The sequence below is a fragment of the Sulfitobacter sp. PS-8MA genome, from assembly GCF_040933935.1.
Lineage (GTDB): Bacteria > Pseudomonadota > Alphaproteobacteria > Rhodobacterales > Rhodobacteraceae > Sulfitobacter.
The window spans coordinates 115,617-141,855 of the sequence record NZ_JBFQYJ010000002.1 but is presented as its reverse complement, the minus strand read 5'-3'; the positions used below and the strand labels follow the sequence as shown (position 1 = coordinate 141,855).

General features: G+C 62.8%; 26 protein-coding genes and 1 riboswitch. Of the genes, 17 read left to right on the top strand and 9 right to left on the bottom strand.

Annotation, left to right across the window (positions count from 1 at the left end; genetic code table 11):
- Window positions 1–8: 8 nt before the first annotated feature.
- The 3 genes from AB4M76_RS00805 to AB4M76_RS00795 are packed head-to-tail and all read left to right on the top strand — an operon-like array spanning window position 9 to window position 2,422.
- Window positions 9–1,115 carry a class II histone deacetylase gene (locus AB4M76_RS00805; protein WP_368439955.1) on the top strand — a complete coding sequence of 369 codons (1,107 nt, stop codon included), beginning with the start codon at window positions 9–11 and terminating at the stop codon, window positions 1,113–1,115.
- A 9-nt stretch (window positions 1,116–1,124) separates the two neighbouring features.
- Window positions 1,125–1,697: a nitroreductase family protein gene (locus AB4M76_RS00800; RefSeq protein ID WP_368439954.1), complete on the top strand. Its 573-nt coding sequence runs from the start codon at window positions 1,125–1,127 to the stop codon at window positions 1,695–1,697.
- Entirely contained in the window at window positions 1,688–2,422 is a 735-nt protein-coding gene (locus AB4M76_RS00795; RefSeq protein ID WP_368439953.1) for an EI24 domain-containing protein, read from the top strand. The genes AB4M76_RS00800 and AB4M76_RS00795 overlap by 10 nt, the downstream gene beginning before the upstream one ends.
- On the opposite strand, the gene AB4M76_RS00790 is transcribed toward AB4M76_RS00795, so the two are convergent.
- Both AB4M76_RS00790 and mce read right to left on the bottom strand, forming a co-directional pair.
- Window positions 2,355–2,648, bottom strand: coding sequence for a DUF1467 family protein (locus AB4M76_RS00790; RefSeq protein WP_368439952.1), 294 nt, complete (start codon window positions 2,646–2,648; stop codon window positions 2,355–2,357). The genes AB4M76_RS00795 and AB4M76_RS00790 overlap by 68 nt on opposite strands.
- A gap of 2 nt (window positions 2,649–2,650) precedes the next feature.
- Window positions 2,651–3,055 (bottom strand): methylmalonyl-CoA epimerase, encoded by a 405-nt coding sequence (gene mce, locus AB4M76_RS00785; RefSeq protein ID WP_368439951.1) that lies wholly within the window; start codon window positions 3,053–3,055, stop codon window positions 2,651–2,653.
- 126 nt (window positions 3,056–3,181) lie between these two features.
- On the opposite strand from mce, the gene AB4M76_RS00780 reads away from it, so the two are divergent.
- The 3 genes from AB4M76_RS00780 to AB4M76_RS00770 all read left to right on the top strand — a co-directional run bounded on the left by AB4M76_RS00780 (window position 3,182) and on the right by AB4M76_RS00770 (window position 4,863).
- Complete coding sequence (locus tag AB4M76_RS00780; RefSeq protein WP_368440005.1) at window positions 3,182–3,901, top strand: response regulator; 720 nt, start codon at window positions 3,182–3,184, stop codon at window positions 3,899–3,901.
- Between the two features lie 250 nt (window positions 3,902–4,151).
- Window positions 4,152–4,328, top strand: a complete 177-nt coding sequence (locus AB4M76_RS00775) for a hypothetical protein (RefSeq protein ID WP_368439950.1) — start codon at window positions 4,152–4,154, stop codon at window positions 4,326–4,328.
- A 58-nt stretch (window positions 4,329–4,386) separates the two neighbouring features.
- Window positions 4,387–4,863: a hemerythrin domain-containing protein gene (locus tag AB4M76_RS00770; protein ID WP_368439949.1), complete on the top strand. Its 477-nt coding sequence runs from the start codon at window positions 4,387–4,389 to the stop codon at window positions 4,861–4,863.
- Between the two features lie 86 nt (window positions 4,864–4,949).
- Here the strand turns inward: AB4M76_RS00770 and aspS are convergent, their stop codons facing one another.
- The 7 genes from aspS to AB4M76_RS00735 all read right to left on the bottom strand — a co-directional run bounded on the left by aspS (window position 4,950) and on the right by AB4M76_RS00735 (window position 13,480).
- Complete coding sequence (aspS, locus tag AB4M76_RS00765) at window positions 4,950–6,725, bottom strand: aspartate--tRNA ligase (RefSeq protein ID WP_368439948.1); 1,776 nt, start codon at window positions 6,723–6,725, stop codon at window positions 4,950–4,952.
- 141 nt (window positions 6,726–6,866) lie between these two features.
- On the bottom strand, window positions 6,867–7,613 hold the full coding sequence (locus AB4M76_RS00760) for an SDR family NAD(P)-dependent oxidoreductase (RefSeq protein WP_368439947.1): 747 nt from the start codon (window positions 7,611–7,613) through the stop codon (window positions 6,867–6,869).
- A gap of 37 nt (window positions 7,614–7,650) precedes the next feature.
- Window positions 7,651–9,273 carry an ABC transporter ATP-binding protein gene (locus AB4M76_RS00755; protein ID WP_368439946.1) on the bottom strand — a complete coding sequence of 541 codons (1,623 nt, stop codon included), beginning with the start codon at window positions 9,271–9,273 and terminating at the stop codon, window positions 7,651–7,653.
- A complete protein-coding gene (locus tag AB4M76_RS00750; protein WP_368439945.1) occupies window positions 9,270–10,109 on the bottom strand; it encodes an ABC transporter permease in 840 nt (279 codons plus the stop codon). Before AB4M76_RS00750 ends, AB4M76_RS00755 begins: the two co-directional genes overlap by 4 nt.
- A complete protein-coding gene (locus tag AB4M76_RS00745; RefSeq protein ID WP_368439944.1) occupies window positions 10,106–11,077 on the bottom strand; it encodes an ABC transporter permease in 972 nt (323 codons plus the stop codon). The genes AB4M76_RS00750 and AB4M76_RS00745 overlap by 4 nt, the downstream gene beginning before the upstream one ends.
- 75 nt (window positions 11,078–11,152) lie before the next feature.
- The gene (locus tag AB4M76_RS00740) at window positions 11,153–12,715 is read right to left on the bottom strand and encodes an ABC transporter substrate-binding protein (protein ID WP_368439943.1); all 1,563 of its coding nucleotides are present in this window, start codon (window positions 12,713–12,715) and stop codon (window positions 11,153–11,155) included.
- Between the two features lie 105 nt (window positions 12,716–12,820).
- Window positions 12,821–13,480, bottom strand: coding sequence for a GntR family transcriptional regulator (locus tag AB4M76_RS00735; RefSeq protein WP_368439942.1), 660 nt, complete (start codon window positions 13,478–13,480; stop codon window positions 12,821–12,823).
- A 123-nt stretch (window positions 13,481–13,603) separates the two neighbouring features.
- Here AB4M76_RS00735 and AB4M76_RS00730 point away from each other — a divergent pair, with 123 nt between their 5' ends.
- From AB4M76_RS00730 to nrdF, 11 genes are all read left to right on the top strand, one after another.
- Window positions 13,604–14,632 (top strand): histone deacetylase family protein, encoded by a 1,029-nt coding sequence (locus AB4M76_RS00730; RefSeq protein ID WP_368439941.1) that lies wholly within the window; start codon window positions 13,604–13,606, stop codon window positions 14,630–14,632.
- A complete protein-coding gene (locus tag AB4M76_RS00725) occupies window positions 14,629–16,191 on the top strand; it encodes an acetolactate synthase large subunit (protein WP_368439940.1) in 1,563 nt (520 codons plus the stop codon). Before AB4M76_RS00730 ends, AB4M76_RS00725 begins: the two co-directional genes overlap by 4 nt.
- Window positions 16,192–16,209: 18 nt before the next feature.
- Window positions 16,210–17,499 carry an ArgE/DapE family deacylase gene (locus AB4M76_RS00720; protein WP_368439939.1) on the top strand — a complete coding sequence of 430 codons (1,290 nt, stop codon included), beginning with the start codon at window positions 16,210–16,212 and terminating at the stop codon, window positions 17,497–17,499.
- Window positions 17,496–18,608: a phosphotransferase gene (locus AB4M76_RS00715; protein ID WP_368439938.1), complete on the top strand. Its 1,113-nt coding sequence runs from the start codon at window positions 17,496–17,498 to the stop codon at window positions 18,606–18,608. Before AB4M76_RS00720 ends, AB4M76_RS00715 begins: the two co-directional genes overlap by 4 nt.
- A gap of 3 nt (window positions 18,609–18,611) precedes the next feature.
- Window positions 18,612–19,937, top strand: coding sequence for an aspartate aminotransferase family protein (locus tag AB4M76_RS00710; RefSeq protein WP_368439937.1), 1,326 nt, complete (start codon window positions 18,612–18,614; stop codon window positions 19,935–19,937).
- Window positions 19,938–20,064: 127 nt separating this feature from the next.
- A complete protein-coding gene (locus tag AB4M76_RS00705; protein WP_368439936.1) occupies window positions 20,065–21,294 on the top strand; it encodes an MFS transporter in 1,230 nt (409 codons plus the stop codon).
- A 282-nt stretch (window positions 21,295–21,576) separates the two neighbouring features.
- On the top strand, window positions 21,577–21,981 hold the full coding sequence (locus AB4M76_RS00700) for a DoxX family protein (RefSeq protein ID WP_368439935.1): 405 nt from the start codon (window positions 21,577–21,579) through the stop codon (window positions 21,979–21,981).
- A 160-nt stretch (window positions 21,982–22,141) separates the two neighbouring features.
- Window positions 22,142–22,334: riboswitch (cobalamin riboswitch) on the top strand.
- Window positions 22,335–22,439: 105 nt separating this feature from the next.
- Complete coding sequence (gene nrdH / locus AB4M76_RS00695) at window positions 22,440–22,661, top strand: glutaredoxin-like protein NrdH (RefSeq protein ID WP_368439934.1); 222 nt, start codon at window positions 22,440–22,442, stop codon at window positions 22,659–22,661.
- 14 nt (window positions 22,662–22,675) lie between these two features.
- Entirely contained in the window at window positions 22,676–23,101 is a 426-nt protein-coding gene (gene nrdI, locus AB4M76_RS00690) for a class Ib ribonucleoside-diphosphate reductase assembly flavoprotein NrdI (RefSeq protein ID WP_368439933.1), read from the top strand.
- Entirely contained in the window at window positions 23,083–25,215 is a 2,133-nt protein-coding gene (nrdE, locus tag AB4M76_RS00685; RefSeq protein ID WP_368439932.1) for a class 1b ribonucleoside-diphosphate reductase subunit alpha, read from the top strand. The genes nrdI and nrdE overlap by 19 nt, the downstream gene beginning before the upstream one ends.
- Before the next feature lie 8 nt (window positions 25,216–25,223).
- The gene (nrdF, locus tag AB4M76_RS00680) at window positions 25,224–26,201 is read left to right on the top strand and encodes a class 1b ribonucleoside-diphosphate reductase subunit beta (protein WP_368439931.1); all 978 of its coding nucleotides are present in this window, start codon (window positions 25,224–25,226) and stop codon (window positions 26,199–26,201) included.
- Window positions 26,202–26,239 lie beyond the last annotated feature (38 nt).

Here is a 26,239-nt window from a genome sequence, read left to right as displayed (position 1 = left end):
GCAATACGATGGCCACGGGCTTTTTCTGGGACGAACGCTGCTTCTGGCATGCAGGCGGGAACTATGTCTTCACCCTGCCGGCGGGCGGGCTGGTGCAGCCCATGGCCGCCGGTGGCCTGCCGGAAAACCCCGAGACCAAACGGCGGTTGAAAAACCTGCTCGACGTGACCGGGCTTCTTGCGGAACTCGACACCAGCAGCGCCGAGCCTGCCAGCCACGATGCCTTGGCGCGGATCCATCCCGAGAGCTATCTGGCGGAGTTCAAGCGCCTGTCGGACAGCGGCGGCGGCGAGCTGGGCCGCTGCGTGCCCTTTGGCAAAGGCGGGTTCGAGCTCGCCGCCCTCTCCGCCGGGCTGGCGGTCGCGGCGGTGGATGCGGTGGCGACAGGGGCGCTTGATAACGCCTATGCGCTCAGCCGCCCCCCCGGCCACCACTGCCTGCCGGATGACCCGAACGGCTTTTGCCTGCTCGCCAATATCCCCGTCGCGATTGAGGCCGCACAGGCCAAGGGGCTGGCCAAACGGGTGGTGGTGCTGGACTGGGACGTGCATCACGGCAATGGCACCGAGGCGATCTATTACGACCGTGACGATGTGCTGACGATCTCGCTGCACCAGATGGGGAACTACCCGCTCGACACCGGCGCGCTGGAGGATCGCGGGCGCGGCGCGGGCGAAGGCTATAACATCAACCTGCCGATGCATGCAGGGTCAGGCCATACCGCCTATCTTCATGCCATGGACCGGGTGGTGATCCCGGCGGTTGAGGCTTTCAACCCCGATATGATCATCGTCGCCTGTGGCTATGACGCGGCGATCATCGACCCGCTGGCCCGCATGCAGGCCACCGCCGCGACCTTTGCCGAGATGACCCGCCGCATCCGCGACACCGCTGCAATGCTCTGCGAGGGCAAGCTGGTGCTGGTGCATGAGGGCGGCTATTCCGAAGCCTATGTCCCCTTCTGCGGCCATGCGACGATTGCCGCCCTGGCGGACAGCCAGACCAAGGCCACAGACCCGCTGGCCCGGACCTTTGACATCCGCCAGCCCACCCCCGCCTTTGACGCCTTCCTGCGCCAGTCGATCGACGATATGGCGCGGCAACTGGACCTATGAGAGACCGCCATGCCCAAAGCTGATCCCGCCGCCCTTGCCTTTTTGCAAAACCGCCGCTCGCGCCCGGCAAAGACGCTCCGCCCCCCGGTGCCCGACGAAGAGGCGCTGCGCCCCCTGCTCACCGCCGCCGCGCGCACGCCGGATCATGGCAAGCTGGAGCCCTGGCGTTTTATCGTGATCGACAGCGCCGCCATGGCGCGTCTGGCCAGCGTTGTGGAGCGCCGTGGCGCAGCGCTTGGCCTGCCGGAAGAAGACATCACCAAGGGCCGCAGCCAGTTCGATCAGGGCCATCTCGCGGTGGCGGTGGTCGAGGTGCAAAAACCCTCGCCCAAGATCCCGCCGCTGGAACAGACCTATTCCGCCGGCGCTGTCTGTCTGGCGCTGCTCAACGCCGCATTGGCCGCGGGCTGGGGGGCCAATTGGCTGAGCGGATGGCCGAGCCATGACCGGGGCTTTTTGCAAGAGGGCCTTGCCCTCGCGCCGCATGAGCGCATCGCGGGCATCATCCATATCGGCACCGAAACCGCCGCCCCGCCCGAGCGTCCGCGCCCCGACATCGACCGGATCACCACATGGCTCTAGGGGTCATCCTGCGGTCCTTCACCCGCGCCATGGGGCAATTGGGCGACCGCCGCTTTCGCCGCGTGCTTCTGCTGGGGGTTGGCCTGTCGCTGACGCTGCTGATCGCGGCCACGGCGGGCTTTGCCTATCTGGTGGAATGGGTCACGCCCGATAACACCACCCTGCCGGGGCTGGGCGAGGTCAACTGGCTCGATGATCTGCTCAGCTGGGGGGCGCTGTTTCTGCTGCTGGGCCTGTCGGTCTTTCTGATGATCCCCGTGGCCTCTGCGATCTCGTCGATGTTCCTCGACGATGTGGCGGATGCGGTGGAGGATGTGCATTACCCGACCCTGCCCCCCGCGCATCGGCTGAGCCTGGGCGATTCAATACGCGACGGGGTGAATTTCCTCGGTGTGCTGATCGGGGCGAACCTGCTGGCGCTGATCCTCTACCTGCTCTTCGCCCCGGCGGCGCTGTTCATCTTCTGGGGGCTGAACGGTTTTCTGCTGGGCCGGGAGTATTTCACCCTCGCCGCGCTGCGCCGCCATGACCGGGCCGTGACCAAACGCCTGCGCCGCCGCCATGCGGGGACGATCTGGATCGCCGGGGTGCTGATGGCGGTGCCGCTCTCGGTGCCGCTCATCAACCTATTGGTCCCGATCCTGGGCGCGGCGACCTTTACCCACCTGTACCATGCGCTGGTGCCGCATTCGGATGCAGCCAGCCTTCGATATCCGCAACGCTGATCCAGCCCGACAGGATGATCGTGGCGCTGATCGCCCAGAGGATGACAGCCACCAGCGTGGTCCAAAGCGCCTTGCGCCCAAGATGATGATGCTCCGGCGCCCCGGCATGGGTGCCGGGCACGACCGCGCCGAGATCGCCCTGGGTCTGCACCCGGATCGGCAGGGCGATCATGAATGTCATCGACCAGATGACGGCAAAGAGAACGAGTCCCGATACGATACCCATGCTCAGACCTCCTCAAGCTCGACGAGCGCGCCGTTGAAATCCTTGGGATGCAGGAACAGCACCGGTTTGCCATGGGCGCCGATCTTGGGCTCGCCCGAGCCCAGCACCCGCGCGCCGGTGGATTTCAGATGGTCCCGCGCCGCGATGATGTCGTCGACCTCATAGCAGATGTGGTGGATGCCACCTGCGGGGTTTTTCTCAAGAAAGCCGTTGATCGGGCTGTCATCGCCCAAAGGATGCAACAATTCGATCTTGGTGTTTGGCAGTTCGATAAAGATCACGGTGACGCCGTGATCCGGCTCTTCCTGCGGGGCACCGACGGCGGCGCCAAGCGCCTGGCGGTACTGATCCGCCGCCGCGTCGAGGTCTGGCACCGCGATGGCCACGTGGTTGAGACGTCCGATCATTCTGGGTTCTCCTGCTAAGTCGGGCGCAATATGCCCCCCGATCCGCTGAACGACAATGCGTCACGTTAACGCGTCGTTAGGCAACGCGGCGTAACCATGGCCACGCGGATGCTGTTGGAGGCGATGATGGACGATCTTGACCTTTTTCCGAAAACAACCCCTGCCCCCACGGCGGCGCGGCCCCTCTTGGGCCTGACCGTTCTGGTGGTCGAAGACAGCCGCTTCGCCTGCGAAGCGATGCGCTTGCTCTGCCTGCGCTCCGGTGCGCGCATCCGCCGGGCTGACTGCCTGCGCTCGGCGCGGCGGCATTTGCAGGTCTACCGCCCCTCTGTCGCGCTTGTCGATCTGGGCCTGCCCGATGGCAGCGGGCTGGACCTGATCGCGGAACTGACGCATGGCCAGCCGCGAATCGAAGCGATCATCGCCATCTCTGGCGACAGCCATATGGAGCCGGACGCGCGTGCGGCGGGGGTCGATGGGTTCCTGGCCAAACCCATCACCTCGCTTTCGTCTTTTCAGGAGGCGATCTTATCCACCCTGCCGAGCCACCGCCGCCCCATGGGCCCGCGCGTACTGCCGGATGAAAACGTGGCCCCCGACCGCATCGCCTATCAAGATGACATGGCCCATATCGCTGACGTTCTGGATGACCCCCCTGATGAACACGCACTCGACTATGTCGCGCAATTTCTCTGCGGCGTGGCGCGGGCCGCAGATGACAGCGTGCTTGAGGCCGCCGCGCGCGCCCTGGCACATAAACGCGCCCTGGGACAGCCCGCGCGTTCGGAGACAGCGGCATTGGCCGGATTGATCCAACATCGGCTCTCGGACAAGATGGCGATCTAGCGGCGTCGGGCCGATCTTGCCCCCCGTTTTGAAGCGGTCACGGGAGCGTCTATTGCTGTGAGGGCAGAGGCGCGCCGGCGCTCACGGCATTGTTTCTCGGCAGGCAGCGGCCAGCCGGCGCCCTCAGCGACGGAACACCCCCGCCCCGTGGAAGAAAACACCGCGAAAGAAACGAAACCGCCCCACATTCATGCCACATTCAGCGTCCAGCCTTATGTTGTCTGCAAAGACCGGATGAGAGGAGCGTGACATGAGCCAGCCGAGAGAGCCAGAGCACCCCCCGGCCGCGTCGAAACCGGTCGATTGGATCGTGCTCAGCGCGAATGCCCTTGGGCTTTTCGTGGTGGTTCTAGCGTCGCTTCATGCCAAAGCCGATGGCATCATCCAACATGTCGCAAGCTCGGCCCCCAGCGGGGCGATCTTCTAGCGGAGGAACCGGCAGAGCGCTGTGGCGTTATAAGAAGGTGCCACCAAAGGATATTGCAATGCCCTCCATTTATGATGCGATCAAAGACGATCACGACGATCACCGCAGCCTGCTCAACACCATCGCCGACACCGAAGGCGACAGCGCCGAGCGCCGCGAAGCTTGGGACCGGTTTTACAACGACGTGAAATCCCATGCGGCGGCGGAGGAAGAAACCTTTTATTCCAAACTGATGTCGGAAACCTGGGGACAGGATCACGCTCGCCATTCGGTGCATGAGCATCAGCAGCTCGATGACCTGATGGAAGAGCTGCGGGAGACGGAAATGTCCTCATCCGCCTGGCTGACCACATTCAAGAAGCTGAAACATGACTATGAACATCATATGGACGAGGAAGAGGAAGAGCTTTTCACCCGCGCCAAAAAGGTGATCGGGGAAGAGGACAATGACAAATTCGGCGCGGCCTTTCTTGAGCGCAAGGAAAAGGAAGCCAAGCTGATTGACGAAAAGCGCGAAGACAGTCTGGAAGACTGACCGCCGCACCCACCCCATGTGAAACAGAAAACGCACCGGCCCGCGCCGATGCGTTTTTGCGTCTGTCAAACCGAAGGGGCCCGCGCTTATTCCTGCGGGATCACCCGCAGGCCCAGTTCCATCAGCTGATCGCTGGTCGGCTCGCTGGGCGCGTCCATCATCAGGTCTTCGGCACGCTGGTTCATCGGGAAGAGGATCACCTCACGGATGTTCGCCTCTTCGGCCAGCAGCATTACGATCCGGTCGATCCCGGCTGCGCAGCCACCGTGGGGCGGGGCGCCGTATTGGAAAGCGTTAACCATGCCGCCGAAACGCTTGCGCACCTCGTCTTCTCCGTAGCCCGCGATCTCGAAGGCTTTGAACATGATCTCTGGCTTGTGGTTCCGGATCGCGCCGGAGACGAGCTCATAGCCGTTGCAGGCGAGGTCATATTGATAGCCGAGCACCTCAAGCGGATCGCCTTGCAGCGCCTCCATCCCGCCTTGCGGCATGGAGAAAGGGTTGTGTTCAAAGTCGATCTTGCCGGTCTCTTCGTCCTTTTCATAAATCGGGAAATCCACGACCCAGGCAAAGGCGAAACGCTCCTTGTCGGTGAGGCCCAGCTCTTCGCCGATCACATTGCGCGCGCGACCTGCAACGGCCTCAAAGGACTTGGGCTTGCCGCCAAGGAAGAAGGCCGCATCGCCGACGCCCAACCCCAATTGCTGGCGGATCGCTTCGGTGCGCTCGGGGCCGATGTTCTTGGCCAAGGGGCCTGCCGCTTCCATCCCATTGCCCTGATCGCGCCAGAAGATATAGCCCATGCCGGGCAGACCTTCCTTCTGCGCGAAAGCGTTCATCCGGTCACAGAACTTGCGGCTGCCGCCGGTGGGCGCGGGGATCGCGCGGATCTCGGTGCCGTCCTGCTCCAGCAGTTTGGCGAAGATCGCGAAGCCGGAATCGCGGAAATGGTCCGAGACCACCTGCATTTTGATCGGGTTGCGCAGGTCGGGCTTGTCCGAGCCATACCAGAGCGCCGCGTCCTTGTAGGAAATCTGCTCCCAGGTCTCGTCGACCTTCTTGCCGCCGCCGAACTCTTCGAAGATGCCCGCGATCACCGGCTGGATCGTGTCGAACACGTCCTGCTGGGTGACAAAGGACATCTCCATATCAAGCTGGTAGAAATCGGTGGGCGACCGGTCGGCGCGCGGGTCTTCGTCGCGGAAGCAGGGCGCGATCTGGAAATATTTGTCAAAGCCCGAGACCATGAGCAGCTGTTTGAACTGCTGCGGGGCCTGCGGCAGGGCGTAGAACTTGCCCGGATGCAGACGCGAGGGCACCAGAAAGTCGCGCGCGCCCTCGGGGGAGGATGCGGTGATAATCGGCGTCTGGAATTCGCGGAAGTTCTGATCCCACATGCGCTTGCGGATCGAGGCCACCACGTCAGAGCGCAGGGTCATGTTCTGCTGCATCTTCTCGCGGCGCAGGTCGAGGTAGCGGTAGCGTAGCCGGGTTTCTTCCGGGTATTCCTGATCGCCAAAGACCTGAAGCGGCAGTTCGGCAGCAGCACCCAGCACTTCGATGTCGCGGGCATAGACTTCGATCTCACCGGTGGGCAGCTTGGGGTTCACAAGGCTTGCGTCGCGGGCCTTGACCGTCCCGTCGATGCGCAGACACCATTCGGCGCGGACCTTCTCCATCTCGGCAAAGGCCGGGCTGTCGGGGTCGCAGATCACCTGGGTGATGCCGTAATGATCGCGCAGATCAAGGAAGAGAACGCCGCCGTGATCTCGCACACGGTGCACCCAGCCGGACAGGCGCACGTTGTCGCCTTGGTTCTCGAGGCTCAGATCGGCACAGGTATGGCTGCGATAGGCGTGCATGATGGTCCCTTCCTAGGGCTAATTCCGGTTTTGCGCAGGTACACCTATTGGCGGTGGGGAAGTCAAGTGCGCGCTGCCAATAACGCCACGCCGCACCGCAAAAACGCGGGCATCCCGGCCATGAACGCCGCCCCTCGGGCTTCAGACGTGCTGGCCGCCGTTCACCTCGATCTCTGTGCCGGAAACATAGGAGCTTGCCTCGGTGCAAAGGAAATAGATCGCGCGGGCGACCTCTTCGGGCTGGCCCAGGCGCCGCATCGGCACGGTTTCGATGATCTTGTCGGTGCCTTCGCTGAGGATCGCGGTTTCGACCTCGCCGGGGGCCACGGCGTTGACGCGGACCCCGAGCGGGCCGAAATCATGCGCCATCTCGCGGGTCAGCGCGGCCAATGCGGCCTTGGAAGTGGCATAGGCGGCCCCGGCGAAAGGATGCACACGTGAGCCCGCGATGGAGGTCACATTCACCACCGAGCCGCGCCCGAGCGACAGTTCCTCCCGCAGCCCCCGCGCGAGCACGACGGAAGCGAAGAAATTGACGTGAAAGACCTCCCCCCAGACCCGCAGGTCGGTGTCGAGCGTGTTGAGCCGCCCGCCATCCGCGTCCTTTGGCGAAATGCCCGCGTTATTGACCAGCGCGTGCAGCGGCTGCCCATCAAGCAGGGTCTTGATCCGCTCGACGGCATCGATCGTCTTGTTGGGATCGCTGAGATCGACCTGCACATGGTCCTGGGCCCCGCCCGGCCAGGGGCATTCCGGCGAAAACGCCTGCCGCGAACAGCCGATCACGCGCCAGCCGTTTTCGGCAAAGGTCTTGGCGGTGGCATGGCCAATGCCCCGGCTCGCGCCGGTCAAAAGAAGCGTTCTTGGCCCCTGTGCCGCATTGCTCATCCGTCATTCCATCCTTGGTGAGGCGCCAGCGCGGCCCCTATTCGGCCTGCGCCAGCGCGCGTTCGTATTCCTGCCCCGGAATCGCGTCGAGCAGGCTTTGGGTATAGGCGGTGTCGGGGTGATGCAGCACTTTGCTGACCGGCCCGGCTTCGACGATCTGGCCTTTTTGCATCACGATGATCCGGTCGCAAATGCGGGCCGCGACGCGCAGGTCATGGGTGATGAAGAGCATCGACAGATGCAGCCGGGTTTTCAGCTCGGCCAGCAGGTCCAGCACCTGCGCCTGAATGGAGACGTCCAGCGCCGAGACGGCCTCATCCGCAATGATGATCGAAGGCTCCAGCGCCAGCGCGCGGGCGATGCCGATCCGCTGCCGTTGCCCGCCCGAGAACTCATGCGGGAAACGCTTCATCGCGCTTTCGTCCAGCCCGACCAGTTCCAGCAGTTCGCGGGCCTTGGCCTTGGCCTCTTTGTCGGGCGTGCCATAGGCGATCAGCCCTTCGGTCAGGATACGCGACACGCGGGCGCGGGGGTTGAGCGAGGAAAACGGGTCTTGGAAGATCATCTGCAACTTGCGCCGCTGCGCGCGCAACTCAGCCCCCGACATTTCCGCGATGTCGACGCCGTCCATCAGCACGCGGCCCCCGTCGGGGTCCAGGAGCCGCACCAGACAGCGGCCGACGGTGGATTTGCCCGAGCCGGATTCCCCGACGATGCCGATGGTTTCGCCTGCGTAAAGCTCGAAGCTCACGTCCTGCACGGCTTTCACCACCCGGCGCTTGCCGAAAAGCGTGCCAGAACCGGTCGAAAAGGTCTTTTGCAGCCCTTCGACCTTTAGAAGCGGTTTGCGTTCGACCTCCTCCGCGGCTTCGGTTTTCGTCAGCCGGGGAATCGCGTCAATCAGGGCGCGGGTATAGGGGTGCTGGGGTTTCAGCAGCACCTCTTGGGCCGGGCCAGCCTCTACGATCTCGCCCTTTTTCATGACGATCACCCGGTCGGCGATATCGGCCACCACGCCAAAGTCATGGGTGATGAAGATCACCGCCATGCCGCGTTTGCGCCGCAGGTCTTCGATCAGCGTGAGGATCTGCGCCTGCGTGGTCACATCGAGCGCGGTGGTCGGCTCATCCGCGATCAGGATGTCCGGCTCCAACGCCAAGGCCATGGCGATCATCACCCGCTGGCGCTGTCCGCCCGAGAGTTGGAACGGATAGGCGCGGATCGCCGCTTCGGGGTCAGGGATGCCGACCTCCTCCAGCAGTTTCAGCGCCCGCGCCCGCCGCTCGGCCCCGGTGAGCGCGCCATGCGCCTCGAAGACCTCCGCGATCTGCGCGCCGATGCGCATCAGCGGGTTCAGCGCGCTGAGCGGCTCTTGAAAGATCATCGAGATGCGGCTGCCGCGCAGCTTCAACATCTCTTTCTCCGACAGGCCAAGGATCGACTGGCCGTCGAAGGTGATGCTGCCCTTTTCGGGCAACACCCCCTGCGGCAAGAGCCCCATCACCGCATTGGCCGACATGGATTTGCCCGACCCGCTTTCGCCCACGATGCAGAGGATTTCGCCCGGGGCGAGGTCAAAATTGATGTCCTTCGCGGCATAGAGCCGATCGGCCCCCACCGGCAGAGCGATGGACAGGTCACGGATGCTAAGCAGGGTCATTCGGATTTCCTCGTCAATCGCGGGTTCAGCGCGTCGTTCAGCCCCTCGCCGATCAGGTTCAGCGCCAGCACGGTCAAAAGGATCGCCATGCCGGGCAGGAAGGACAGCCACCAGGCGGTGCGGATCACGGTGCGCGCGGCCCCGATCATATAGCCCCAGGACATGATGTTCGGATCGCCCAGCCCCAGAAAGGACAGCGAGCTTTCCAGCAGGATCGCCTGCGCCACCATGAGCGAGGCCAGCACGATGATCGGCGGCAGCGCGTTGGGCAGAATATGCCGCGTGATGATCTGCATGTTGCCGAGGCCCGAGAGGCTCGCCGCCTCGACAAACTCGCGGGTTCTGAGCGACAGCACCTCGCCGCGCACCAGACGCGCCACCGGCGGCCATGACACGATGGAGATCGCGATGATGACAAAGGTCAGGCTGGGTTGAAAGATCGCCAAGAGCACGATCGCCAAGGCAAAGCTGGGGATGGTCTGAAAGAACTCGGTAAAGCGCATGAGCGCGTCGTCGATCCGACCGGCGAAATACCCTGCCGCCGCGCCCACCGGCACTCCGATCGCCAGCGCCACGATGGTCGAGACCAGCCCGACCAGCAGGCTCACGTAAGCGCCATGCGCGAGCCCCGCCAGAACATCGCGGCCAAGCGCGTCGGTGCCCAAGAGCAACCCGTCTTGGGTGAAGGGCGGCAGGAAGGGACGCTGCACCATTTTCCACGGGCTTTGCGGGAAGAGGATGGGCGCGAGGATGGCGGCGACAACCACGAAGGTCAGGATCACCAGACCAATGACCGCGCCCCGGTTATAGCTGAAACGTTTCCAAAAGCTCATCATGTCGTCAGCCTTATCCGCGGATCAACAATGACATAGATGACATCCGTGATCAGGTTGAACAGCAGCACCATGGCCGCCGAAATATAAAAGACCCCGAGGATCACATTGTAATCGCGCTGGTTGATCGCCTCGAACATCAGCCGCCCGATGCCGGGCCAGGCAAAGACGGTCTCAGTCAGGATCGCCCCGCCAAAGATCTGCCCGGCCTGAAGCCCGGCCAGCGTGATCACCGGCAAGAGCGCGTTGCGCAGGATGTGCCGCCGTTGGATCACGCCGCGGTTCAGCCCCTTGGCGCGGGCGGTTTTGACAAAATCGAGCCGCGAGACTTCGAGCATCGAGGCCCGGGTCATGCGCATGTAGATCGCCGTGAAGAACAGCCCCAGGGTGGTGGCCGGCAGGACCAGATGTTTCGCCACATCCAGCACATGGGCCAGCCCCGTATAGCCCGCCCCGATGGTCGAATAGCCAAAGCCCGGCAGCCATTCGAGCCAGACCGAAAACACCAGCGTCGCCATCAGAGCGACCCAAAAGAGCGGCGTGGCATAGAACAGCAGCGCGAAAGAGGAGATGAGCGTGTCGCCCCACCGCCCCTGCCGGGCCGAGGCCGCGACACCGGCGGTCACGCCCAACACCAGCGACAGCACAAAGGCCACCCCGGTCAGCAAGAGCGTCGCCGGCAGACGGTCGCCGATCATCTCGGCCACCGGCATCTGCTGGCGGAAGGAATAGCCAAGGTCGAGCTGCACCGCGCCTTTGATATAGAGCCACAGCTGCATGTAGAGCGGTTGATCCAGCCCGAAACGCGCCCGCAGGTCTGCCAGGAATTTCTCGTCAGCCGCCCCTGCTTCACCCGCCATGACCGCCGCAGGGTCGCCCGGTGCCGCATGGATCAGCAGGAAATTGAAGACAAGGATTGCCAGCAGGATGAACACTGCTTTGAACAACCTGCCCAATATGAAACGTATCACGCTATCCGCCCCGTTTTAGTCCAAGATGCGCCCGAGCCGCCGCAACGGCTCGGGCCTTGAGCGTTTTCGCTCTTATTATTTGTCGATCCACACGTCGCGGAAACCGTCATTCACGCCAAAGGCGGTGTTGACCGGGTTCTTCACGTCACAGCGGTAGATCGTGGGGAAGCCCAGCTCCAAGAGCCAGATGTTCGGCACGTCTTCGACGATCTGATCCTGGATTTCCTTATAGGCCGCCTTGCGCTCTTCGGGGCTGGCCATCAGCGCGGCTTCGGCAAAGAGCCGGTCGGTCTCGGGGTTCTGATAATTCGCCACGTTGTTCCAGGGCGAGCCGGGGGCGGCATTGTCGCCCATATAGGTCCGGGACACGCCAAGGGCCGGATCGCCGTATTGGTAGAGATAGGTGAAGGCGAGATCATAGTCGCGGTCCGCGACCTTCTGGTTCCAGCCTGCCACATCCGAGGGCACGATTTCGGTCTTCATGCCGATCTCGCTCAGGTTCTGTTTGACCGCCTCGGCCCAACGCTGCCAAGTCTCACCGTAAGGCAGGCCCAGAATGCGGATGGTCTCGCCGTTATAGCTGCTCTCTTCGAGAAGCGCCTTGGCCTTTTCCGGATCATAGGAGATGTCCGGCGTGTCGCCGTCATAGAAACGGGTGGAGGACGACAGCGGGCCGGTGGCGATTTTGCCCAACCCGTTCCACAGCGCGTCTTTGGCGAACTGGCGGTCGACAGCATGCATGATCGCCTTACGCACCTTCACATCGTCGAGCGGCTTATTGTCGTTGTTGACCCACATCCAGGACAGCGGGCCAAAGTATTCCCAGCCCTTGTCGGTGATGCAGGTGTTGTCCATCGCCTGAATCCGCGCCACGTCGAAGTTCTCGACCGAGCCGCCGGGCAGCACATCGACCTTGCCGGTCTCATAGGCCACGGCGCGCGAGGCCGCGTCGGGGATCACATGGTAATAGACTTCGTCAACGTAGGGTTTCCCCTCCATATAGTAGTCTTCGTTCTTCACCAGATGGATGAAGCTGCCCTTTTCCCATTCGTTGAACTTGAAGGGGCCGGTGCCGATAGGCGTGTTGTTCGCCTCATTGTTCGCGAAATCCGTGCCTTCGTAGATATGTTTGGGGATCATCGGCGCGGTGCCGGGCTCAAAGATGCCGATGAAGGGGCCGAAGGGTTGCTTCAGGTTAAAGACAACCGTGTGATCGTCGGGCGTCTCGATGCTCTCGACATGTTCCATATAGGTGCGCATCCGCGAATGGCTTTCGCGCAGGAACTTATCCATGGAGAATTCGACATCTTCCGAGGTGAAAGGCTCGCCGTCGTGGAACAGCACACCTTCGCGCAGCTTGAAGGTATAGGTCTTGCCGTCGTCTGAAATCTCCCATGATTCAGCCAACTGGCCTTCGGGCTTCAGATCAAAATCATAGCGCAGCAGGCTTTCATAAATGTCGCCGCCGACCATCTGTGTCGGGCCGTTCTGCACAAGGCCGATCATCAGGCTGGGCGGTTCCGGCTGGATCACGACGTTCAGCGTGCCGCCGGATTTGGGTTCGCCGTCTTGCGCGGCCAGTGGGCCGGCCAGGGCCAGCGCCAGAACGGCTGCGGTCAATTTGGTGGTGTGTAGCATGTAGTTCCCCATTGGTTTTCGGTTAAATCCCGCTCCGCGAAAACCGATCTTGCGTCGGCTTCTTCCCGTGGAACGGTGCCGCGCTATGCGCGGGCGTCGGCGTGTTCATTCATCTGCGGTGAATGATTCAATATATCTGATGATCCCCTCCTTTGCGTCATCTATGTCAGCCCGCATTTCCGCAGCAGCGGCTGCGGGGTCGCGATTCTCACAGGCTGCAATAATTGCCTGGTGATGTCGAACCAGCCCGACTTTCTCGCGTGCGTAATATCCGGCGATCAATGGCCCCATGCGCAGCCACAACCCGCTGAGGATGGACAGCAGGATCGGCATTTCCGCCGCTTCCGCCAGCGCGAAATGGAACTCCTGATTGTATTTGACCGCCTGCGGCCAGCGCGCCGCCACGGCGGCGGCCTCATTGCGCTCCACGATCTTCTTGAGGTGGCGGATTTCCTTTGGGCCGACCCTCTCGGCGGCGCGGCCTGCGGCAAAACCCTCCAGCTCGCGCCGGATGCTTGCGATCTCCAGATATTGCCGCTTGGTCAGGACCGGCACCCGCACGTCGCGCACGCTGCGCTGCACCAAAGCCTCGTCCCGCAAGAGCCGCTGCACCGCGTCGCGCACCGGGGTCGAACTGGTGCCAAGCCGCTCTGACAGGCCGCGAATGGTGACCTTTTCATTGGGACAAAGCCGGCCCTCGACCAAGTCCTGACAGACCCGATCATAGATCGCATCGCCCAATGAAACTTGACTTATTTCGGCCATCGCGCCCTCGTCCTTACCGGTCAATCGGCGACCAGTTTTGATGCATGATGCATCATTTCTATTGAGCCTGCAATTTAAAACTGCAATGCTCCGCCGCAACAACAGCAGCCCACAGGGAATGTGATGAAAGTCTTTTTCGACGCGCGCCAGCTTGGCCATGCGCCAACCCATTATTTTCGGCGCGGCGCTGCCATGCCGCATCAAGAACAGCCGCAACGTGCTGAAATTTTACGCGATATTTTAATTGGCGAAGGGTTCGAGATCACCAAGCCGCAAGACCACGGGCTGGCCCCGATCAAGGCCGTGCACAACCCCGATTACGTCGATTTCCTGCCCACGGCGCATGCCCGTTTCGTCGAAAGCGCAGGGCCGGATGCGCTGGCGATCCCCACGATGCACCCCGGCCTGCGGCGCGGCAAAGAGCCCAAGGATATTCACGGCCAGTTGGGCTGGTGGATGACCGACACTTCGACCCCGCTGACCGAAGGCTCCTGGGATGCGGCCTATTGGTCGGCCCAGACCGCGGTGCAGGCTGCCGAGGCCGTGGCCTCTGGCGACCGCGCGGCCTATGCGCTCTGCCGTCCGCCCGGGCACCACGCGATGCGCGACTGTTCCAATGGGTTCTGCTTTTTCAACAATGCCTGTATCGCCGCCCATCACCTGACCCGGACCTTCAAGAAAGTCGCCCTGATCGACATTGACGTGCATACCGGCAATGGCTCGCTCGACATTCTTTATGAGCGCGGCGACATTTTCTTCTGCTCGCTCCACCCTGACCCCGCGACCTACCCCACCTTCTACCTCGGCCACGCCGATGAAACCGGTGAGGGCGAAGGCGCGGGCAAATCGCTGAATCTGATTTTGGAACAGGGGGCAAGCCAGGACGCGGTACTGGCCCTGCTCGACAAGGGCATTGCCGCGATCCGCGACTTCGGGGCCGAGGCGCTGGTGGTCTCGCTCGGCTTTGACATGGCCGCCGATGATCCGCTTGCCGCGGTAAAGGTCTACCCCGACGGTTTTGCCGAAATGGCGCGCCGGCTGGCGGCGCTGAACCTGCCGACAGCATTAGTGCAAGAAGGCGGCTATCTGGGCCCGTCGCTGGCCGATAACGCCAAATCCTTTCTCACCACATTCCGCGAGGTCACAGCATGAGCGAGACACCCAAAGAGATGAACGGCGCCGAAAGCGTTGTGCGCAGCCTGCACGCGGGCGGGGTCGATGTCTGTTTCGCCAACCCCGGCACCTCGGAGATGCAATTCGTCGATGCGCTGGACCGCACCAAGCTGATGCGCTGCGTGCTGGGGCTGTTCGAGGGCGTGGTGACGGGCGCCGCCGATGGCTATGCGCGCATGGCCCGCAAACCGGCGGTGACCTTGCTGCACCTGGCGCCCGGCTTTGCCAATGCCGCCGCCAATCTGCACAACGCGCGCAAGGGCCGGGTGCCGATCCTGAACCTCGTCGGCGATCACGCCCTGCGCCACCAGCAATATGACGCGCCCTTGTCTGCAGATGTCGAAGGCGCCTGCGCGCCCTTCAGCGATTGGGTCCGCTCGGGCCGGGATGCGGGCAGCTTTGCGGCGGATGCGATGACAGCGCTCGCCGTGGCCCAAAGCAAACCGGGCAAGGTTGCATCGCTCATCGCGCCCGCCGATATCGGATGGGATGCGGGCGGGAAGATGGCCGATGTCGTGGCCCCTGCCGCCCCGGCCCCGCTGGATGAACGCGCGTTGGATGCGAGCGTCGCCGCCCTGGAAAGCGGGGAGCGCACCGTGCTGCTGGTGGGATGCTCGGTCGTGGAAGACCCGGGCGCCATGGCCCTGCTGCATGGGATCGCGGAGAAGACCGGGGCCGATATCCTTGCCCCGACCTCTAACCGCCGTTTGGAACGCGGGCGCGGGCGCTTTGCGGTCAAGAAAATCCCCTACCCGATTGACGCCGCCCTTCAGTCCCTCGCGCCCTACAGCCGCGCGATCCTGATCGAGACCCCGCCGCCCGTGGCCTTCTTTGCCTATCCCGGCAAACCCAGCCTGCTGCTGCCGGTGGGCTGCAACAGCGTGACACTGGCGGCGGTTGATGGCGATGGTCCTGCCGCCATCGCCGCGCTGGCGGACCGCATCGGCAGCAAAGCCGCGACCCCGCCCGCCTATGACCGGCCAGCCGCGCCGCAGGCCGGGGGCATCAGCCTGCACAATCTTGGGGCGGCACTGGCCAATGCGCTGCCCGAAGATGCAATCGTGGTGGATGAAGCGGTGTCTTCGGGCGGCGCCACCTTCCCTGCGGGCGACAGTGCCGCGCCGAACACATGGCTCGCGATCACCGGCGGTTCGATCGGCATTGGCATCCCCCTCTCCGCCGGGGCCGCCATCGCCTGCCCGGACCGCCCGGTGATCACGCTGCAGGCCGATGGCTCGGCCATGTACACGATCCAGGGGCTTTGGACCCAGGCGCGGGAAAACTCCAATGTCACGACGATCATCCTAGCCAACCGGTCCTATGAAATTCTGAAGGGCGAGCTGCATAACGTCGGCGCGCAGCCCGGCCCGGATGCGTTGAGCATGCTGAACCTCGACCGCCCGGAACTGGATTTCGTGGCCATGGCCAAGGGCATGGGCGTGCCGGGCAAACGGGTGGAGGACATCGCCGAGCTGATGCGCACCATCGAAGACGCCGCGAAAGAACCCGGCCCCTTCCTCATCGAAGCGATGCTGTAACCCCTGAAAGGAAACGACATGTCCCTCGATCCTGATCTGAAATCCCGCATCCTTCAGGCTGTCGAAGACGGTTTTGCCGAGCAGGTGAGCTTTACCCAGAAGCTGGTGCAGATACCGTCGCTGCGCGGTCATGAACATGCGATCCAAGACCTGCTGTTTCGCAGCCTGCAAAGCCGCGGCTATGCAATGGACCGCTTCCAGATGGACCGCGCCGCGATTGAGGCGCATCCCGGCGGCTCGAAATACTCCGACGATCACTCCGACGCGCCGATCGTCGTGGGTATCCACCGCCCGCGTGATGAGGCTGGCCGCTCACTGATCCTGCAATCGCATCTCGACGTGGTCCCCGAAGGGCTGCACGACATGTGGGAGGACCCGCCCTTTTCCGCCAAGATCAACGGCGATTGGATGTATGGCCGCGGCGCGGGCGATATGAAGGCGGGGGCGGCGGCGAATATCTTTGCACTCGACGCGCTGCGCCGCATCGGGCTGCAACCGGCGGCCACGGTCTATGTGCAATCCGTGGTGGAGGAGGAATCCACCGGCAACGGCGCGCTCCAGACCTTTCTGCAGGGCTATACCGCCGATGCAGTTTTCATCCCCGAGCCTGAGGAAGAGATGCTGGTCCGCGCCAACACCGGCGTCATCTGGTTTCAGGTGCAGGTCCGCGGCGTGCCGGTCCATGTGCGCGAGATGGGCGAAGGGGCCAACGCCATCGACGCGGCCAGCCGCGTCGTCACCGCCCTGCGCGAGATGGAGGCGGAGTGGAACGCCGAGAAGGGCCAGCACCCGCATTTCGAAGACGAAGCACATCCGATCAACCTCAACATCGGCAAGATCGAAGGCGGCGATTGGGCGTCTTCGGTGCCGTCATGGTGTAACATCGACTGCCGCGTCTCCATCTATCCGGGCCGCAGCGCCGAGGATGCCGCGCGCGAGATTACCGAGCGGGTCAAAGCCTTTGCCCAGAGCGACAGTTTTCTGTCCAATAACCCACCCAAGGTGGTCTTCAACGGTTTCCACGCCGAAGGCTATGTGCTGGAACCGGGCAGCGATGCCGAAGCGGTGCTGGAACGCGCCCATGAGAGCGCCATCGGCGCGCCGCTGCAGTCCTTCATGTCGCCGAGCTATCTCGATACGCGGGTCTATGCGCTTTACAACCAGATCCCCGCGCTCTGCTACGGGCCGAAATCGCGCAATATTCACGGGATCAACGAAGCGGTCAGCCTCAGCTCGGTCAAGAAAATCACCCAGGCCATGGCGCTGTTCATCGCGGAATGGTGCGGAACCGAGGATATCGCCCCATGACAGAGGCCGAGACCGCATTGTCGGGGGGGCTGCCGCCGTTTCTAAGCAATGTCGCCGTCAGCGCCCCCCCGGCTGACGCCGATCTTCTGGCCCAGGCCTCCCCGGCGGTTGACCCCGAGCTGGCGGCGGAGATCGCGCGGCGCCACTATGGCATCTCCGGCGCTGTCAAATCGCTCTCTGCCGAGAAAGACGCGAATTTCCTTCTGCGCCTGCCTACGGGCGAGGCGGCGCTGCTCAAGATCACCAATGCGGCTGAGGACCGCGCGGTGACCGACATGCAGACCGCCGCCCTGATGCATCTGGCCGCGACGGACCCCGGCCTGCCGGTGCAGCGCATCTGCCGCAGCCTGAAGGGCAACGCCTGCGAAATCGCGCAGGCGCGGGACGGTCAGAACCATGTGGTTCGGCTGATGACCTTTCTCGAAGGCACGGTTCTGAGCAATGCGACGCCGGGCGCTGCCTTGTTTCACGCTCTGGGCGATTTTCACGCGCGGGTCACCCTTGGCCTGCGCGGGTTTTTCCACCCCGCCGCCGGGCATTTCCTGCAATGGGACATCAAACAGGCCGGTCATCTGCGCCCCCTGCTCAGCGCCGTGCAAGACCCCGAACTGCGCGCGCAACTGGGTGATATCCTTGATCGGTTCGACGCAGAGATTGCCCCCCGCCTGCCCCATCTTCGCGCGCAGGTCGTTCATAACGACTTCAACCCGCATAATCTTTTGGTAGATGGGGTGGAGGCGAGGCGCCCCGTGGGCCTGATCGACTTTGGCGATATGGTGTATACCCCGATCGCCTGTGACCTCGCCGTGGCCTGTTCCTATCAAATCGCGGAGGGCAGCGATCCGCTTGGCGCGATGTGCGAAATGGTGGCGGGCTATGCCGCTCGGCTGCCGCTTGAGGCGGAGGAAATCGCCCTGCTGCCTTTGCTGATCCGTCTGCGCCATGCCACCACATTGGCGATCGGCGCCACCCGCGCAGAGCGCTACCGCGACAATGCGGCCTATATCCTGCGCAATGCCGCCGCCGCCCAGCGCGGGCTGGCCGCCCTGAACAGTCTTGGTGACAGGGCGGTACGCAGCGCCCTGCAGAATGCCGCGCAGAAGGAATGACCGATGAGCATGATCAACGCTTATGACACCACCCGCAGCACGGCGCTGGACCCGGAAGACAAAGCGCTGATTGACCGTCGTGCCAAAGCGCTCGGCCCGGCGTATCGCCTGTTTTATGAAAAGCCACTGCATATCCAGCGCGGCGAAGGGGTCTGGCTCTGGGACAAGGACGGGCGTAAGTATCTGGACGCCTATAACAACGTCGCCTCGGTCGGCCATTGCCACCCCCATGTGGTGCAGGCCATCACCGCGCAACTGGGCGTGTTGAACACCCATACCCGCTATCTGCACGAAGCCGTGGTGGCCTATGCCGAACGGCTGCTCGACACGATGCCCGACGCCCTTGGCCATGCGATGTTCACCTGCACCGGGTCTGAGGCCAATGACATCGCCCTGCGCATCGCCCGCAGCTATACCGGGCGGCAGGGTGTGATCGTTACCCGGCTTGCCTATCACGGGCTGACCGAAGCGGTGGCCGAGATATCGCCCTCGCTTGGCGAATACACACCGCGCGGCTCTCGCGTCCGGCTGATCGACGCGCCCGATGGCCTGCGCATTCCTGCCGCTGACCAGGGGGCAAGGCTTGCTGCTGATCTGGCCCGCGCCATTGCGCAGATGCGGGCCGAGGGTATAGAACCCGCCGCCTTTATCGTCGATACGCTCTTTTCCAGCGACGGGCTGCACCCCGATCCGGCAGGGTTCCTGCAGCCCGCAGTTGATCTGATCCGTGCCGAAGGCGGTCTGTTCATTGCCGATGAGGTCCAAGCGGGATTTGCCCGGACCGGAGAGACCTTCTGGGGCTTTCAGCGCCACGGGCTGGTGCCGGACATTGTCACGATGGGCAAACCCATGGGCAACGGCTTTCCGGTGGCGGGCGCCGCGATGCGGCCTGAGCTGGTCAAGGAGTTTGGCGAGAAGGCACGTTATTTCAACACCTTCGGCGGCAACCCGGTGGCGGCAGCGGCGGGCATGGCGGTGCTGGATGTGATCGAGGGCGACGGTCTTCAACCCCATGCGCAAAAGATGGGCGCCTTTCTGAAAGCGGGGCTGGAGGAGATCGCCGCAAAACACCCGGCGATCGGCGATATCCGCGGCACCGGGCTGTTCTGGGCGGTGGAATGTGTGACATCGCGCGAGACGCTCCAGCCCGACGCGCATTGCGCCTCTTTCGTGGTCAACCATCTGCGCAACAATGGCGTGTTGATCAGCGCGACAGGTCCGGGCGCCAATATTCTGAAAATCCGCCCGCCGCTTGTGCTACAAGAGAACGAAGCGCGGTTCTTTCTTGACGCTGTTGCCGCAGCCTTTGCCGCCGCCGGGCGTGCATAGGGGGAGGATCTGCACCCGATACTGCGCGCTGCCGCCCGCCCCTGCAGGCCCATTGCAAATCGCGGCACATAGGACACCACTGACAACCCTGCCACCCGATAGAATTTCCAGCCAAGGCCCACCTGCTATGAATACCGCCCTTTCTCAACCTGCCTACCGCTGGGTCATCGTGACCGCCGCGGCCTTCATCCTCGCTGTTGCCATGGGGGCGATTGTAAACGGCATGTCGGCCTTTATCGTGCCGATGAATGACGCCTTTGGCTGGGGCCGGGGCGACACGACGCTGATCAATCTTTTCGGCATTCTGGGCCTATCCTTTGGCGGCTTGATCATGGGGCCCTTGGCCGACCGTCATGGCACGCGGCCTGTGGTGCTCTTTGGCTCGGTCATGCTGGGGCTATGCTATCTGCTGGCCTCTACGCTCACCGCGCTTTGGCAATTCTATCTGCTGTTCTTCGTCGCCGGGTTTCTGGGCGCGGGCGCCATTTTCCCGCCGATCATGGCGGCCGTGGGCAATTGGTTCGCCGTGGGCGCCGGGGTGGCAATCGGCATTGCCTCGGCGGGGCAGGCTTTGGGCCAAGGCGGCGTGCCATTCGTGTCATCCATGTTGATCACATCGCTTGGCATCGACGGCGCTTTCGCCGCGACGGGGGTGTTCATATTGGTCACGCTGGTGCCGCTCAGCTTTCTTTTGCGCCAGCCGCCGCCGGTCGCTACCACCGCCGAAGGGGGGGCCCAGACCCCGTCAGAGACCTACCTCCCGAGCAATGTGGTCATCACCCATCTCAGCGCCGGGATCATCCTGTGCTGCACCTGTATGGCGGTCCCGCTGATGCATCTTGTGCCGCTGATCCAGGACCGTGGCTTTGCGCCGGATCAAGCCGGCAGCGTGATTTTCGTGATGCTTCTGGTGGCGATCATCGGACGTCTGGCCTTTGGCAAATTGGCCGATGTGATCGGCGCCCTGCCCGCCTATATGACAGCGACCGCCTGGATGACCGCGCTGGTCTTTGGCTTTGTCCTGATCGAGACATTGCCGGTTTTCTATATCTACGCTGTGATCTACGGCTTCGGCTACGCAGGGGTCATGACCGGGGTCCTTGCCGCCATCCGCGCGCTTGTGGCGCCTTCCAACCGGGGTCTGGCGTTTGGCATCGTCACCATGTTCGGCTGGTTCGGCCATGCGATCGGCGGCTATCAGGCCGGGGTGCTTTACGACCTCACCGGCAGTTATACCGCCTCCTATGCGGTCGCCGGTGCTGCGGGCCTGTTGAACCTGGTGATCGTCGGCCACCTGCTGCGGCTTTGGCGGCAGGGCAGGCGTGCGGAGCAGGGTCAGGCAGCGGCAGCTGTCTAGGTCGGCGAGGGGCCGCCGCCGCTCTCCACCGAAGATGCCAGACGGATGTGGAGTGCGAGGCTGTCGCAGCCTGCCAGAAGCGGGCTGATCTCTATGTCCGGGTCAGTCCGTTATTGCCGCCAGTGCAATAGTGAATGCCCATTTATCTCTATTTCGCACAGGCTGGCCCGGCCCTATGTTGCGCCCCGATGCCAAGTCTGGGCTACCGCACCGGCAGGGGCACTTCTGCCCTTCCGGTCTTCACATAGGCCCGCTGTTCGACCCATGAAAAAGGAGATCGAGATGACCCTCCAAGACCTTGAAACCATCTGGGCACCGCGGATGCGGAGCGTCCTTCGTATCGCTGCCGGATTGACCTTCCTGTGCTACGGCTCGGAAAAGATCCTTGGCTTTCCCGCAGGCCGCACGCCTGAAATCTTCTCGATGTCTTGGAACGCGGGCCTGATTGAACTGGTCACCGGGGCGCTGATCGCCTTGGGGCTGTTCACCCGCCCCGCGGCCTTTCTCGCGTCCGGCACGATGGCCGCCGCCTATTTCATCGCCCATGCGCCCCGCAGCTTCTTTCCCTCCATAAATGACGGGGCCGGGGCGATCCTGTTCTGTTTCGTGTTCCTCTATCTGCTCTTCGCTGGCCCCGGCCCGTGGAGCGTCGATGCTATCCGGCGTGGCAATAGCCGCAAGGTCTGACAGCAGACCGATTCCCGCACAGAGGGGCCGGTGCCATGCCGCTTGAACGGGGCGCTGGTCATCAAAAAATCTGCCCCCAAAGCCCCTGCCCTGCTGTCTCAGGCAAAACACGGGCGCCCGCCCACCTTATCTAGATATTGACAGCCCGCCGCCAATGCACTCTACATGATGTTGCTTTGGTGTCTGCGATTTGCGTCGCAGGCGAATAGGGAAGCCGGTGAAATCCCGGCGCTGCCCCCGCAACTGTGAGCGGCAAGCCGAGGCCCGAAACCACTGGTGCAGCAGCACTGGGAAGGCGGGCCGAGGCGTTTGAGCCGTGAGCCAGGAGACCTGCCAGAGCACCGAAAACGACGACCGCGGGCGGAGGGCCCCGGGCGCGTGATGCCCGGTGCGATCTCGCGCGCCGTCGTGTTTCGTGTCCCTGTCCTGCCGTGCGCCAGAACATTGGGAAGTATCACATGACCATCACCGTTTATTCCAAACCGGCTTGCGTTCAATGCACCGCCACCGTCCGCGCGCTCGACGCGCGCGGGCTGGCTTATGACCTTGTCGATTTGACCCAGGATGCCGCCGCGATGGACCGGGTTCAGGCTCTGGGCTATCGCCAGGCACCTGTGGTGATCTCGGGCGATGATCACTGGGCCGGGTTTCGCCCCGATATGATCAGCCGCCTGTCCTGAACCGGGTCAGACCGATGCAGCTTGTCTATTTCTCGGGCGGGTCGGGCAATACCGCGCGCATGATTGCCCGACTGGGCCTGCCGGCCATAAGGCTGCCGCTGCGCATCAGCGCGGCTCAGCCGCAGGTCAGCGCCCCCTTCGTTTTGGTCTGTCCCACCTATGCCGATGGGATGGGCCGTCACGCCGTGCCGAAACAGGTGATCCGCTTTCTGAACGCCCCCGCAAACCGCGCCCTGCTGCGCGGGGTGATCGCCGGGGGCAACCGCAACTTCGGCAGGAATTTCGCCCGCGCCGGAGAGGTCATCGCCGCGAAATGCGCGGTGCCCCTGCTCTACCGGTTCGAACTGGCCGGAACCGACACCGATCTTACCCACATCCGTTCCGGCCTCGCCCGGTTCGCCGCCGCTCAAAAGGACACGACATGCTTGATGCAAGCCTAAGCGCCGATCTTGATTACCACGCGTTGAACGCGATGCTGAACCTCTATGATGACGCGGGGCGCATCCAGTTCGAAGCCGACCGGATGGCCGCGCGGCAGTATTTCCTGCAACATGTGAACCGCAACACGGTCTTCTTTCACTCGCTCGACGAAAAGCTGCGCTACCTTGTGGATGAGGGCTATTACGAGCCGCAGGTGCTGGCGCAATATGAGCGCAGCGATCTGCATGCCATCTGGGACGCCGCCTTTGCGCTGAAGTTCCGCTTCCCCAGCTTTCTGGGCGCATTCAAATATTACACCTCCTACACGCTGAAAACCCGCGATGGGCAGCGTTATCTGGAACGCTATGAGGACCGGGTGGTGATGAACGCGCTGACCTTGGCGCGGGGCGATGCGGATCTGGCCATGCAGCTGATGCGCGAGATCATCGAGGGGCGGTTCCAGCCTGCGACCCCGACCTTCCTCAATGCCGGCAAGCAGGCCCGCGGGGAGTTCGTCTCCTGTTTCCTGCTGCGGCTTGAGGACAATATGGAAAGCATCGGGCGCGGCATCAACTCGGCTCTGCAACTGTCCAAACGCGGCGGCGGGGTGGCCTTGATGCTGACCAACATCCGCGAGCATGGCGCGCCGATCAAGGGGATCGAGAACCAGTCGTCGGGCGTGATCCCGGTGATGAAGCTGCTGGAGGATTCCTTTAGCTACGCCAATCAGCTTGGCGCGCGGCAGGGCGCGGGCGCGGTCTATCTCAACGCGCATCACCCCGACATCCTGCGCTTTCTCGACACCAAACGCGAGAATGCGGATGAGAAGATCCGGATCAAGACGCTCTCGCTCGGCGTCGTCATTCCCGATGTGACTTTTGAATTGGCCAAGAAGAACGAGGATATGTATCTGTTCTCGCCACATGACGTGGAAAAGGTCTATGGCTGCGCCTTCTCTGACATCTCCGTCACCGAGAAATACGCCGAGATGGTCGATGACCCGCGGATCCGAAAGTCCAAGATCAACGCGCGGGCCTTCTTCCAGACCCTTGCCGAGATTCAGTTCGAAAGCGGCTATCCCTATATCATGTTCGAGGACACGGTGAACGCGGCCAACCCGATCGCGGGGCGTATTGCCATGTCGAACCTCTGCTCGGAAATCCTGCAGGTGAATGAGGCATCGCAGTTCAACGACGACCTGAGCTATGCCCTGATGGGCAGCGATATTTCCTGCAATCTGGGCAGTATGAACATCGCCCGCAGCATGGATGGCGGTGATCTTGGCGCGACGGTCACCACCGCGATTCGTGCGCTGAATGCCGTCTCCGAAATGTCAGCGATCGACAGTGTGCCGTCGATCCGCAAGGGCAATGACGACGGCCATGCCATCGGCTTGGGGCAGATGAACCTGCACGGCTATCTGGCCCGCGAGCACATTCACTACGGCAGTGCCGAAGGGATCGATTTTACCAATATCTACTTCTGCACGGTGCTGTTCCACGCGCTCACCGCGTCCAACGCGCTGGCAGAGGAACGCGGGCAGAGGTTCAGAGGTTTTGAACAATCGACCTATGCCGACGGCAGTTTCTTTGAGAAATACGTCACCCGCGACTGGTTGCCCGAGACCGACCGCGTGCAAGACCTCTTTGCCCAAGCGGGCATCGACCTGCCCCGGCGCGAAGACTGGGCGGCGCTGCGCGACAGGGTGATGCAAAGCGGGCTCTACAACCGCAACCTGCAGGCGGTGCCGCCCACCGGCTCGATCAGCTATATCAACAATTCCACCTCCTCGATCCACCCGATCACGGCCAAGGTCGAGATCCGCAAGGAAGGCAAGATCGGCCGGGTCTACTACCCCGCGCCCTATATGACGAACGACAATCTCGAATTCTACCGCGACGCCTATGAGATTGGCCCCGAAGCGATCATCGACACCTATGCGGCCGCGACGCAGCATGTCGATCAAGGGCTCTCGCTCACCCTGTTCTTCCCCGCCGATGCCAGCACCCGCGACATCAATCGCGCCCAGATCTACGCCTGGAAGAAGGGCATCAAGACCATCTATTACATCCGCCTGCGCCAAGAGGCCCTTTCGGGGACCGAAGTGCAGGGCTGTGTTTCCTGTTCGCTTTGAGGTTTGCCATGAAAGATTTCATCTCCCCCCGCCCCGTCCCGCGCGCCGTCAACTGGAACCGCATTGAGGATGACATCGACCTCGATGTCTGGAATCGTCTCACGGTGAACTTCTGGCTGCCCGAAAAAGTGCCGCTGTCCAATGACGTGCAAAGCTGGTCGCAGCTTACCGACGAAGAGCGGCAGTTGACCATCCGCGTCTTCACCGGGCTGACCCTCTTGGACACGATCCAGAACGGCATCGGCGCCCCGGCCCTGATGCCCGATGCGGTCACCCCGCATGAGGAAGCGGTGCTGAGCAACATTGCCTTTATGGAGGCGGTACATGCGCGGAGCTATTCTTCGGTGTTCTCGACCCTATGTTCGACCTCTGAAGTCGACGAGGCATTCCGCTGGTCGGCGGAGAACGAGCATCTACAGGCGAAATCCCGGCTGATCCTTGATGAATACGACAGCCCCGCCAGCCCCCTGAAAAAGAAGATCGCCAGCGTCTTTCTGGAAAGCTTCCTGTTCTATTCAGGCTTCTACCTGCCGATGCATTGGTCGAGCCGTGCGCGGCTGACCAATACCGCTGACCTGATCCGCCTGATCATCCGCGATGAGGCGATCCACGGCTATTACATCGGCTACAAGTTCCAGCGCGGCTATGAACGCCTGTCAGAAGCCGAGCGTGCGGAATTGAAAGAATTCGCCTTCTCCCTGCTCTTTGACCTTTACGACATCGAGGCGCGCTATGCCGAGCAGCTCTATGACGGCTTGGGGCTCACCGAGGATGTGAAGAGCTTTCTGCATTACAATGCCAACAAGGCGCTACAGAACCTCGGGTTCGAGGCGCTGTTCCCGGATGATGCCTGCAAGGTGAACCCGGCGATCATGGCCGCGCTCTCGCCAAACTCGGACGAGAACCATGATTTTTTCTCGGGCTCCGGGTCGTCCTATGTCATCGGCAAAGCCGTTGCCACGGAAGACGAAGACTGGGATTTCTGATCTCAAGGGGTCAGCCCAGACCCGCCGATGATCTGGCG